Origin of the sequence: Olivibacter sp. EAT-5, from assembly GCF_044784325.1 — a bacterium.
Lineage (GTDB): Bacteria > Bacteroidota > Bacteroidia > Sphingobacteriales > Sphingobacteriaceae > Olivibacter > Olivibacter oleidegradans.
Genome location: NZ_CP173028.1, coordinates 2,154,351 through 2,166,458, shown reverse-complemented (window position 1 = coordinate 2,166,458; position 12,108 = coordinate 2,154,351). Strand labels below are relative to the sequence as shown.

The following is a 12,108-nucleotide window of genomic DNA, read 5'->3' as shown; positions in this document are numbered from 1 at the left end:
ACACATCTTTTTTGGCTACCCTCGATAAATCTATGTCTACCAAAAATAAACAGGACGATCGTAAAAATGGTATAATTGTAATATTTTAAAACGCTTGGGGCTAAATTATTATTTCCTAAATAAACAAATAACTATGCATACCGATAGAATAAGAAACACCTCTTTGTTGGATCGGGTAAAAGAGGTAAGCGAAGTATTGGATTTATTTCAAGATGGGATGGTGATAGCCTCCAGCGGCTTCACCAAAGCAGGCGACAGTAAGGTTATTCTTCCCGCTTTGGCAGCGAACAACACCTCACGTCCTATAAAAATCACACTGATTACCGGTGCATCTTTGGGTCACGAAACAGATGCTAAACTCACAGAAGCGGGTGTCTTGGCTCGGCGCATGCCTTTTCAGGTAGATAAGGTATTACGGAAAGCCATCAACCGGGGCGACGTATTATTTGTGGATCAAAACTTAAGTGAAACCAGCGAAATGCTGTTAGATCATCATCTCCCGGAGATTGACATCGCAATTATTGAAGCAGCCTATATTACCGCTGAAGGCGGAATTGTGCCCACCACTTCTGTTGGTAACTCGCCCATTTTTGCCAATAAAGCAAAAAAGGTGATCATTGAGATTAATACGGCCGTACAGACAAATGTACATGGCTTACATGATATTTACCTTCCTGAGGCCTATCCCAATCGTAAAGCCATTGAGATTTTTCGACCGAACGATCGCATTGGATCCGCTGTTATCAACGTCGAGCCCGAGAAAATTGCAGCCATTGTATTGAGTCATCAACAAGATAGCCCTGCCGATATTGCAGTAATTGATGATAAAACTGCTGCTATTGCTCATCATTTAATCGACTTCTTTACCGAGGAAGTAAAAAACGGTCGTTTGTCAAAATCGCTGCGTCCTTTACAGGCAGGCATTGGTAAGGTAGCTAATGCCGTGCTTACAGGACTCGCGGAAAGCGACTTTGAAGGGCTCACCATGTTCTCGGAAGTACTGCAAGACAGTGCTTTTGATTTAATTGATGCAGGCAAACTTACCTTTGCTTCCGCAGCTTCCATTACCGTATCCGCAGCGTGCTACCAACGGGTTTTTGACAATCTTGAAAAATACAAAGACAAGGTGGTATTGCGCCCACAGAGCATTAGCAATGCCCCGGAAGTTATCCGACGCTTGGGCATCATCGGCATCAATACGGCTATTGAATTCGACATCTATGGCAATGTAAATTCTTCGCATATTGCGGGAACACAGATGATGAATGGCATCGGAGGTTCGGGCGATTTTGCCCGCAATGCGCATATTAGCATATTTGTCACGCAAGCGGCCTCTAAAGAAAATAAAATCTCCCATGTGTTGCCGATGGTAACGCATGTCGACCATAATGAACATAATGTAGATGTTGTGGTAACCGATGTAGGTTATGCCGACCTACGAGGCTTAGCGCCACGAGAGCGAGCACTTAAGATTATTGGAAACTGCGTGCACCCGGATTATAAAGAAGAGTTGCAATCTTACTTTGATCGCGCCGTCGCCGAAATTGGTGGTCAAACACCCCATCTCTTGGATGAAGCTTTCTTATGGCATAAACGATTCAGGGAAAACGGCTCCATGAAAGCTCGTTAATTACAGAACTGTCTTCCCGACACACGGAAGCAGCTCTGATTTAGGAAAGCGGAAACACCGCTCCATTTAATGGGCGTATTTCCGCTTCCGTATCCAGTGCTGTAATAGGCCAAAAAGAAATAGCAGCAATAGCGGTCCTCCTACATTGAGTATTTGCCAAAAAAGTTTATCATTCTTGATGAGCAACTTATCCAACAAACGAAGTTTCACTTCTTTTTCACGTAAGGCAATAATTCCGCTTTCATCATTTAAATAATCAACCATATTCAGCAGCAAGGTCTTATTGCCATACTGCTGTTGTGTAGCGCGGTCCCAACCTAAGCTATAGGGCATACGTTCTTGTTGATTGATCTCATTTTTAAGTATGTTACCGTCAGACAACACAATCATCTTACCGGACAATTGCGGGCTTTGCTGCCGATAGCTGAATGTATCAACAAGCGGTTCGGGAACGGGTCTGTTTTTAAACACTGAAGGAAACGCTCCTTCCAGTACCACGCCCACAGGATAGCCGGTACTCCTAAAATCTTCCGGCTTCGGATTTTGTGAAACCATATCGAGCGAAATTAGCGTCGGTACATTAAGCGCCTTACTAAAGGGAGACGAACGCAGGATAATCTCTTTCTTGATATTGGCGGCCGGCAATGTGTCAACCGTTCCCGAAAATTCACTACGTATGCCATCAATATTCTTTATAATCGGATGGGTAGCCTTCGGCACCAAAATAGGATAAAACAACCAGGGAACAAGCTGAAATTGATCGGCCCCTCCTACTTCACCAACCCGAAGCGGAATCTGTGCGCAATTGAGATCAGCTATCAAATTATAGTTCAGCCGCACACCGTATTTGAAGAGCATGTCATCTAAATTGAGCGACCGGGCTACTGCCACTTGATTGCCTGAGTTCCGCATACTGTCCAATTCGACCTGCGTCTGATTAACGGCCCACAAGACCTTGCCACCATGTTGCACAAAATAGTCGATTTTAAATTTATGAAGCTCGGAAAAAGCCTTTTGTGGCTTGGCTACCACCATCACCTTGATCTGTTTTAACGTTTCGAAAGAAATCGAATCTAAATTTAACCGGCCCACCTGATAGGTGATTCCCAAACTATGCATTGCATCATAAACCTGTAGATCGTTCAGCTCACCATGCCCTTCAGTGAAAGCGACTATCGGCTTTCCACCGGAAGTTATTTTCTTAATACCATTGATGAACGTGTACTCCAGATTCTGAACAGAATTATTCAATACATCTTCGGGATTAATAAATCGATTATTCTGCAAAAGCTGCACCGGTAGTTCCTCATCACCATACATCAATACCGCTACGGGGAAAATCGTTTTCTGCGACAACCCCTCGCTTGTTTTGACACTGAGATTGGTAGGCTCTATACCACGTGCAGCCAAAGCCTCTACATACGATTGTTCTTGTCCGCCGCTTTCGCTCAACGGGTTGATAAAAGTATATTTGATTTGCCCTCCTGCATAGGCTTTTAGATCGGCCAACATGTCTTTAGTAGCTCCTTTTAGCCGTTGGAATCCGGCAGGTAATTCGCCCTCTAAAAAGACAACTACGCGAAGGTCGTCCGTTAATGACCGCAACACATCTTTGGAAACCTCTGATAGCGTATACCTTTTTTCGCTGGTAAAATCTAGCCTGAAAAAATTATAATTGGCAAGAAAATTGACACCCAACAAGACAACAAGTAGTAAAATGATTCCCTTCAGCTGCCCCCAAACTGTTTTTCTGCCTCTTTCGATAAAGAGATAGGTCAGTAAGAGAAATAGGGCGCTGAAACTTATAAAAAAGCAAAAATCGCGCAGATCGAGTACCCCACGACTAACCGAATCGTAATGAGTGAGTATGCCTAAATAGGTAAAGGCTTCCGAGAGGGCGCTATCGACAAACAAAGTGGATAAATAATCAAACCCGATAAAGAGGGTGAAACACAAAAAGGCGCTTAGCAAAAAGGCGACTACCGCGTTGGTGCAAACGGCTGAGATAAAGATTCCAATCGCGCAAAATGCAGCTCCCAGCAAGAAGAGTCCGATATAGGAACCAATAACGGCCCCGGTATCGATATTGCCAACCGGAGCACCTAAATAATAAATGCTTATATAATAAACACCGGTTGGTAAAATGGCCATAGTGACAATAAGTAAACAGCTTGCATATTTAGCGAGGATGAGCTGCCAATAACTTATGGGCTTTGTCATCAACCATTCGTAGGTACCCTCTTCCCGCTCTCCTGCAATAGCCCGCATGGTAATGGCGGGGATCAGAAACATAAAGATATAGGGAGCTATAGAAAAAAAACCGGTTAGGGTGGCATATCCATATTCCGGAACGCTCGTTTCGGGAAAGACCCAAAGAAAGAGACCTGATACCACTAAAAAAAGTGCAATGGTTAAATAGCCAACGAGTGAATGAAAAAAAGTAGAAACGTCTTTTATCAGAATGCTGAACACGGATTCACGATTTATTTGTAGGTCTCGAAGTTACAAAAAAGCGCTAAAAATGGGAATGTGGTCGAAATTAAAAACAAAAAAGAGGAAGCCCGTGGTTTGGAGCCTCCTCTTCTTGTTCATGTTAAGTGCTTTTTATCGGTTACCTTGTCCGGGAAGATAAATTTGGAAACCCAAATTAAACCCTAAACCATTTTGTGCCTGAGCACTCGCATTGTTGGCCTTTGAATAATTATACCCTACAACTGCTTCCAATGCAACACTTCTCGTAATAAAGTGCGCATAGCCCAAACCAACTCCGGCAGCAAAGGTTACATCACTTCCTTTATTAGCCCCTGCAATACCTACTTCTCCCTGACCAAAGAAACGCCCGGTTGCAGATGATCCCTCTGGAAAGAAATAGCGGACAAAAGGAGCTATACCGTAAGTCCAATTATCCTCGTCGTCTTTAACAGATCCATAACCGCCGTTTAAAGCCAAGCCGATAGCAATACCGTCAGAAACAAAATAACCGGCTCGTGGGTTAATATTGACATTGAAAGATTCGCCTTCAAAACTATAGCCCATGGATCCTAAGCTTCCGCCAACCATCCAGTTACCTTTCTGTATAGGAACCATACCTACACTTTCAGACATCTGTGGCTTGTTTACGTCCACGTTTTGGGCTTTTAACCCTAGGAAACTTCCTAATACTAATGCAGAGAATAAAAATACACGCTTCATAGTTTTCAATTGTTAATTATCTAATTTGTTAATTGTTACTAGGTAATTAACATAAAACATGCCATAATGTTTTTTTGAAAACTGTTCGCTTTAAAAATATTATTTGGTCAAATCGTAAAACACTTGCTCTAAGTTCTTGTTTTCGAACATCTCAGGCCTTTTTTCAATTGAAAAGTTTCCTACTAGCTTTCCTTTATTAATAAAAATTACCTCTTGGCAAATGGCCTCTACTTCCTGCATTATGTGTGTGGATAAGACTACAACCTTTTCCTGCCCCAATAAACGGATCAAATTTCTGATTTCATGCAATTGGTTTGGATCCAACCCCGCCGTCGGCTCATCCAAAATTAACACGGGTGGATTATGCAATAAGGTTTGCGCAATCCCCAAACGCTGCTTATATCCCTTCGACAACTGTTTGATTTTTTTCTGCTGCTCGTCTCCTAAACCTACCATATCAATAACTTCTTCTATACGTTTAGATAAGTTAGGTAAGCGATATAGCTTCCCGGTATATTGCAAGCTCTCGCGAACATACATACTTCCATATAAAGGGTTATTTTCCGGCAGATAGCCTAGTAAACGTTTTGCTTCATATTCTTTTTCCTGCACATCGATCCCGTGAATGCTTACACTTCCTGTAGAAGGCCTGATAAATCCGGTAATCATTTTCATTGTAGTCGATTTCCCGGCCCCATTGGGACCTAAAAATCCAACGACCTTTGCTTCCTCGATACCGAAGGAGATATCATTGACGGCTACTTGATTTCCAAATGTTTTGGTGAGGTTCTTGACCGCTAGCAACATAGCAACTAAATTTTCAGTTATCAATAAGCCCGAATCTGATGATCTTTACGGTATTTTGCCAGTTGCACGCCTGCTTCATTATGCCGATCGGTGGATAAAATATCGGCACCTCGTTCTATAAGTTGATAGTAAAGGCCATCACCCCGACTTTCTGCCCGTTTATCCAAGTTGCCCATAGTTCCTAATATACACATAATCCCGTGCTCATGCAACCGCTTATATAAGGATGGCTCGGGCTCACTGACGCCTACAAAGGCGAGCAATCTGTTATCGGGAATACCGTAATCGTTCAATCGCAACAAATCATCCATCTTTCGGATACTGGCCGATATCATCAAATCAGGAGCCAGTTGATGTACCTGAGCCGCTTGGGTGGCATTGTAGGTGATGATAACGGAGTAAGAGGCCGCCTGATGACGCTTGACAGCGTCCACTACCAAATCCATCGGCACGCCTCTTTTTATATCCAACGTAAAGATTACTTTTCCCTTTCCCCACTTCAACACATCATCCAGTGTAGGAATTTTAAAGGATGTAACCTTACCTTCATTGTCTTTTAATTTTAGTGCCTTAAGTTCGGCCAAGGTATGATTGCTAAGCAACCCCTTGCCCGTCGTTGTACGATCTAGTTTATCATCGTGCATCATCACCAAAACGGAGTCTTTCGTTAACGCAATATCACATTCGATGATTAGCGGTTGTTTATTAGCACTATGTTGAAATGTTTCAATGGCATTTTCAGGATATCCCGGCTCGGGCCCACCGCGGTGTGCACTAACAAGGGGTACACGTCGATCACTATAGGTCATAAACCTATACAAGTCCTCAACTGAAGAAAGTGCTATTTTAGAAGCTTCACTGTAACCGTTGCCTGTCGCCTCCGTTAATGAGCAAGCGCTTATACCGATGCTCAGTAACCATAATAAACTTAAATATAACCGCTTCATGAAATTTTGTGATGCTGCTCGATTTGATCCTACAAAGCTATTGACAAACACCTTGTAAAACAACACTTCGCTTTCTTTTCTTATAATATGAACGCCATATTCTTATAAAACAAAAAAGTGTTTCCTATCTGAAGGGCTTAAAGGAATTAAAGCGATTTCCCGGATAGGAATTTAATTTATAGCGAAAAATAAAAGAATTTTGTATAGGTTTGTCTCTGCTATGGAAAACGACAAGAGAACGATAGCTCAACCTGTTAAAATCCGTTTAAATTTATTTCAAAAGAAATAAGAGCTGTCGCTTTAACAGCTCGTTTCGACGCTTATATAAAAAGGTAAGAATGAAGACTAACGACGAACTTTTTAAAAATGTTATATCACATGCAAAGGAATATGGTTTTGTATTCCCTTCCAGTGAAATCTACGATGGTTTAAGTGCCGTGTACGATTACGGCCAATTAGGGGCTGAGTTGAAAAACAATATTAAAACCTATTGGTGGAAGGCTATGGTGCAGTTAAATGAGAATATTGTAGGGATAGATTCGGCTATTTTTATGCATCCTAAAATATGGAAAGCTTCCGGCCATGTTGATGGTTTTAACGATCCGATGATTGATAACAAAGATTCAAAAAAACGTTACCGGGCAGATCAGCTAATTGAAGATAAAATAGCACGGTATGAAAAGGATGGTAAAACCGATAAAGCGGCGAAACTCCAAGCCGATCTAGATGCTGCCTTAAACAGCGATGATTTAGGCCGACTAAAATCCATCATTGAAGAACATGAGATTGCCTGCCCCGTTTCGGGAACGAAAAATTGGACCGAGGTCCGTCAGTTTAATTTAATGTTCAGTACGCAAATGGGTGCTATGGCCGATGGGTCTGAGGAGGTGTATCTTCGCCCGGAAACCGCGCAAGGTATTTTCGTCAATTTTCTGAATGTACAGAAAACCGGTAGGATGAAGATTCCTTTTGGTATCGCTCAAATCGGAAAAGCCTTCCGAAATGAAGTAATTGCCCGCCAGTTTATCATGCGTATGCGTGAATTTGAGCAAATGGAAATGCAATTTTTCGTTCGCCCGGGCACCGAACTTGAGTGGTATAACCAATGGAAGGAAACACGTTTAAAGTGGCATTTAGCTTTAAAGCCGAATCCTTCGAAATACCGTTATCATGACCATGTAAAATTAGCACATTATGCCAATGCCGCAGTTGATATTGAATATGAATTCCCGTTCGGTTTCAAAGAAGTGGAAGGCATTCATTCCCGGACCGACTTTGATTTAAGTCAACATCAAACTTTTTCGGGAAAGAAACTGCAATATTTTGATCCGGAGATTAACCAGAATTACGTTCCTTATGTTATTGAAACTTCCATTGGTTTGGATCGTATGTTCTTAACCATCCTTTGTAACGCTTATGAAGAGGAAGATTTGAGCACAGATGAAAAGCAGGATTCCCGCTCTGTATTACATCTTCATCCCGCGCTTGCCCCTATTAAAGCGGCGGTATTTCCTTTGACAAAAAAAGATGGCTTGCCTGAAAAAGCGAGGGAGGTAATGGATTTACTCAAAATCGACTATAATATTATTTACGAGGAGAAAGATGCGATCGGCAAACGCTATCGTCGGCAAGATGCGATTGGTACACCAATCTGTATTACGGTAGATCATCAAAGTCTGCAAGATGATACTGTTACTATTCGGCATCGCGACAGCATGGAACAAGAGCGTGTAGCCATCAAAGACCTTGAAAAGTTATTGGACGGTATTGTTGGATGGAAACCTTTGCTACAAAGTTTGCTATAATATAATAGGCGTTCATAAAAAAAGCGTCCGTTTCAGTGCTGAAACGGACGCTTTTTTTATAAGAAGAAAATTTATTTTTTAACTTCTTCTACCATGGCTTCTTCGGTACTTTTGTGCTGATCAATAGGCCGAATAATTAGACGTAAACTTGGATTATTTGTTAAGAACGACCAGAACCAGCCGGTTACCAGCTTTATTTTATTGCGGAATCCGGCAATCGGTATAATGTGAATAAACAACCAAGTTAACCAGGCAAACCAACCGGTGAATGTAAATTTAGGCAAATCTACTACTGCTTTATTCTTGGTGATAATCGCCATGCTGCCTTTATCATTGTATTTAAATGCCTTCAAGGGCCGCTTTTCAACCATATTAACAAGGTTTTCTGCGAGCAGTTTTCCCTGTTGAATAGCAACTTGCGCCAATTGCGGGTGCCCATTAGGGAACGCACTATCCGTTGTTTGCAAACAGATATCTCCGATAGCGAACACGTTATCCAAGCCTTTTACCCGGTTATATTCGTCCACCAAAATTCTTCTACCACGGCCAATCGCCTCTTTCGGTAAACCAGGTGCTTCTTTTGCAATGACACCTGATGACCAGATCAATGTATCGGTAGCGATACTTGTTCCGTCAGCGAACAACACCTTTCCGTCTACGTAGTCTTTTACACCGGTGTTCAACTTTACTTCCACACCCATATCGCGCAGCACATCTAAAGCTTCTTGTTGTGACTTCTTACTCATCGGTCCTAATAACGTTGGCGCCATATCAACTAATACAATCCGCATTTTGCCATTCGGAGAAAATTCAGGGTACTCTTTCGCCAAAATTTTCTTATTCATATAAGCTAACATACCCGCCAATTCAACCCCGGTTGGACCGCCTCCTGAAATAACGATTGTTGAAAACTTCTCACGTTCTTCATCATCATGTTCTTGGGCAGCACGCTCGCCATTGCGCAAAATGTGATTACGAAGATTGATCGCGTCGTCAATTGTTTTCATCGGTACGGCATGCTTCTCTACGTTGGCCATACCGAAATAGTTAGTTTCGGTTCCCATCGCCAACACCAAGTAGTCATAAGACACTTTGCCTGACGTAGTGGTCACCACCTGGTTTTGGGTGTCAATATATTCCAATCCTCCATAATGAAATCGAAAGTTGCGCGCACTACTGAACATTTTTCGAAACGGATAAGTAATAATCGATGTTTCAATAAAAGCAGTCGCTACCTGATAAATTAGGGGAGGAAAGAAATGATAGTTATTTTTATCTATCAATGTAATGTTCAGGCTGCCGTCCTTTGACAATTGCTTGGCCAAATTCATCCCAGCAAAACCACCGCCAACGATTACAATATTCATAATATTAATTTTAAATGCCGATTCTTAAACGATGCGCAAAAGTGACAATTTTTAAGATGCTACGCAAAATTATCTACCTTTTTTATCGTCAAAAATACACGGACAAATATAGCATTAAATTTCAACAATAGTGTACAACAAACACTAAGAAAATAAAACGATATTCCGCGCAAATACTTGATGGACAAAATCCATTGTTTTAAGCTAACAATTGGCCTTTTGTATTGTTTCGAGTGACACATATTCCACTATCGTGGCAGTCCGTGATCTCGACCGCAACGAAGTGTAATGGAAGGATCGGTACGGATTGGCCACATATCGATGTCTTGGCCCCTGCCCTTCATCCAGTGCACTCTTCTCGACATAATGATTTGGAAAAGTGCTATTTTTTTCCTTCTGAAAATGAGCCTTCTAATTGATCAATTCGCTATAAGAAGCACAAAAAACAAAAAAATCGTTTGACAATTTAAAACATTACCCTATATTTGCATCGCAGTTCACAAAAGGACAATATTTGTGGGCCGCAATAGCCAGAAAGCACTCCTGAATAGCTCAGCTGGTTAGAGCATCTGACTGTTAATCAGAGGGTCGCTGGTTCGAGCCCAGCTTCAGGAGCAAACCCCGTAAGTTTACGGGGTTTTTTTGTTTACATAGGTTACAAACAATAGTATGAGCTTGATCATCCTCGGGTCCGTGGCTTTCGATGCCCTGGAAACTCCTTTTGGTAAAACTGATAAAATTGTCGGCGGTGCTGCCAGTTATGCAGCGCTGGCAGCTTCCTATCTTTACGATGATGTTAAGATAATCAGTGTAGTTGGTGAAGATTTTGGCCAGGGCAACCTTGAAAAATTCACTGATAAACATATTGATATTTCAGGGATCCAGATCAAAGCGGGAGAAAAGTCATTCTTCTGGTCGGGAAAGTACCATAACGACATGAATACACGTGATACCCTTGTTACGGAGCTGAATGTTTTAGGCGACTTTGACCCCATCATACCGAGCAGTTACCAAATGGCCGAATACATCCTATTAGGCAATTTAAGTCCACAGGTTCAACTCACCGCGCTTGAACGGTTGACAAGGCGGCCCAAGCTCGTGGTTATGGACACCATGAACTTCTGGATGAACATTGCGCTTGACGACCTGAAAAAAGTACTTCGTCAAGTGGATGTGTTAACGATAAACGACGAAGAGGCCCGTCAGCTATCCGGTCAATATTCATTAGTCAAAGCTGCTGAACTCATTTTGAATATGGGACCAAAATATTTGATTATTAAAAAAGGTGAACATGGCGCTCTTTTATTTGGCGAAAACAGCATATTCGCTGCTCCGGCCCTCCCGTTAGCAGAAGTTTTTGATCCAACCGGTGCCGGCGACACCTTCGCAGGTGGATTTATTGGTTATTTAGCCAATAAGGGTTTTATTAATTTTGAAAGCATGAAAGCTGCCGTGATTTACGGTTCTGCATTAGCTTCCTTTTGCGTAGAAAAGTTCGGGACCGAACGGATCGAATCGCTCAGTGCACAGGAGATTCACGAACGGGTTCAAACATTCAGCACCCTTACTTCTTTTATTATTTAATATAAGGATAGAAACTACCTACTGAGTAGCTAGCTCAAGGTTTCAGTATAGGCGATAATTTTCGGATTCTCAACGGTTATCAATCCTCGAGCATTCCAACTACCTCAAAACGCTCAAAGACCAGGGCCGTGTGTGGGGCAGCTGTCAACTCTTCCGTCAAATCCTGACCCGCCCAATGTTCATAATGGGTTCCGTTTCGCCACAAACGACTGTCTGTCACATCGTAAATCTTGCCTTTGAAAGCTATCCAAATTTCATCCCTATCCTGTCCATTTCGTTTGGCAAGCTGCGCTTTGCTATATGTTTGCATAAAGGTATTTTCGAATTCAAAAATACGCATAATATTACTTTGGTATCATCCCGTGATATTTTATTATGTTCTTTATGCTTGACCATAAAGAACCAAACAGTCAAGGCTGCATGTACTTTCGCTAAAGATTTAGGCCCAAAGCTCAATCCTGCGGAGCCGCTCCCGCACGCTAGGCCACCCTTCGCTTCTTCACATGATTTTTTACCCGCGGCTATCCTAAATCTTTTTGATGCTCAATTTCATGAGGCCACAGTTTCTCCGCTCGAAAGCCCCGTGTAAGCACGGCCGTTCCGAAGTGCGTCTGTGGCCTAGTCTGTGAAGGCAGCAACCGGCAGCTCCGGATGCCCCTTCACTGGATATCGAGCGAAGCTTATCGGATTAAGTGAATCGACGAACGAAGGGTGGGATCTTTGTGCGAAAGGGTGGCTCCGATTCACGGATGGGCATCGGACAACGGGTTGCAACG

Annotated in this window: 9 protein-coding genes and 1 tRNA gene; 4 read left to right on the top strand and 6 right to left on the bottom strand. The window is 42.4% G+C overall.

The window, feature by feature from the left end; translation table 11 throughout:
• The first annotated feature begins 133 nt into the window (after nt 1-133).
• Nucleotides 134-1,630 carry a succinate CoA transferase gene (locus ACH11B_RS08850; protein WP_377613271.1) on the top strand — a complete coding sequence of 499 codons (1,497 nt, stop codon included), beginning with the start codon at nt 134-136 and terminating at the stop codon, nt 1,628-1,630.
• A gap of 66 nt (nt 1,631-1,696) precedes the next feature.
• On the opposite strand, the gene gldG is transcribed toward ACH11B_RS08850, so the two are convergent.
• The 4 genes from gldG to ACH11B_RS08830 all read right to left on the bottom strand — a co-directional run bounded on the left by gldG (nt 1,697) and on the right by ACH11B_RS08830 (nt 6,576).
• Nucleotides 1,697-4,102, bottom strand: a complete 2,406-nt coding sequence (gene gldG, locus ACH11B_RS08845; RefSeq protein ID WP_377613270.1) for a gliding motility-associated ABC transporter substrate-binding protein GldG — start codon at nt 4,100-4,102, stop codon at nt 1,697-1,699.
• 132 nt (nt 4,103-4,234) lie between these two features.
• Complete coding sequence (locus tag ACH11B_RS08840; protein ID WP_289554091.1) at nt 4,235-4,822, bottom strand: hypothetical protein; 588 nt, start codon at nt 4,820-4,822, stop codon at nt 4,235-4,237.
• Between the two features lie 99 nt (nt 4,823-4,921).
• Complete coding sequence (locus ACH11B_RS08835; RefSeq protein ID WP_013664993.1) at nt 4,922-5,629, bottom strand: ABC transporter ATP-binding protein; 708 nt, start codon at nt 5,627-5,629, stop codon at nt 4,922-4,924.
• Between the two features lie 20 nt (nt 5,630-5,649).
• Complete coding sequence (locus tag ACH11B_RS08830; RefSeq protein ID WP_041387212.1) at nt 5,650-6,576, bottom strand: glycerophosphodiester phosphodiesterase family protein; 927 nt, start codon at nt 6,574-6,576, stop codon at nt 5,650-5,652.
• 338 nt (nt 6,577-6,914) lie between these two features.
• Between ACH11B_RS08830 and ACH11B_RS08825 the strand changes: the two genes are divergently transcribed.
• Nucleotides 6,915-8,381, top strand: coding sequence for a glycine--tRNA ligase (locus tag ACH11B_RS08825; RefSeq protein ID WP_130854408.1), 1,467 nt, complete (start codon nt 6,915-6,917; stop codon nt 8,379-8,381).
• A 71-nt stretch (nt 8,382-8,452) separates the two neighbouring features.
• Here ACH11B_RS08825 and ACH11B_RS08820 read toward each other — a convergent pair whose 3' ends face one another.
• Nucleotides 8,453-9,748, bottom strand: a complete 1,296-nt coding sequence (locus tag ACH11B_RS08820) for an NAD(P)/FAD-dependent oxidoreductase (RefSeq protein WP_013664990.1) — start codon at nt 9,746-9,748, stop codon at nt 8,453-8,455.
• Nucleotides 9,749-10,289: 541 nt separating this feature from the next.
• Here ACH11B_RS08820 and ACH11B_RS08815 point away from each other — a divergent pair.
• Together ACH11B_RS08815 and ACH11B_RS08810 are read left to right on the top strand one after the other, a co-directional pair.
• Nucleotides 10,290-10,363, top strand: a tRNA-Asn gene (locus ACH11B_RS08815).
• 54 nt (nt 10,364-10,417) lie between these two features.
• The gene (locus tag ACH11B_RS08810; protein WP_013664989.1) at nt 10,418-11,332 is read left to right on the top strand and encodes a PfkB family carbohydrate kinase; all 915 of its coding nucleotides are present in this window, start codon (nt 10,418-10,420) and stop codon (nt 11,330-11,332) included.
• 79 nt (nt 11,333-11,411) lie between these two features.
• Here ACH11B_RS08810 and ACH11B_RS08805 read toward each other — a convergent pair whose 3' ends face one another.
• Nucleotides 11,412-11,642 carry a cytochrome b5 domain-containing protein gene (locus ACH11B_RS08805; protein WP_130854410.1) on the bottom strand — a complete coding sequence of 77 codons (231 nt, stop codon included), beginning with the start codon at nt 11,640-11,642 and terminating at the stop codon, nt 11,412-11,414.
• Nucleotides 11,643-12,108 lie beyond the last annotated feature (466 nt).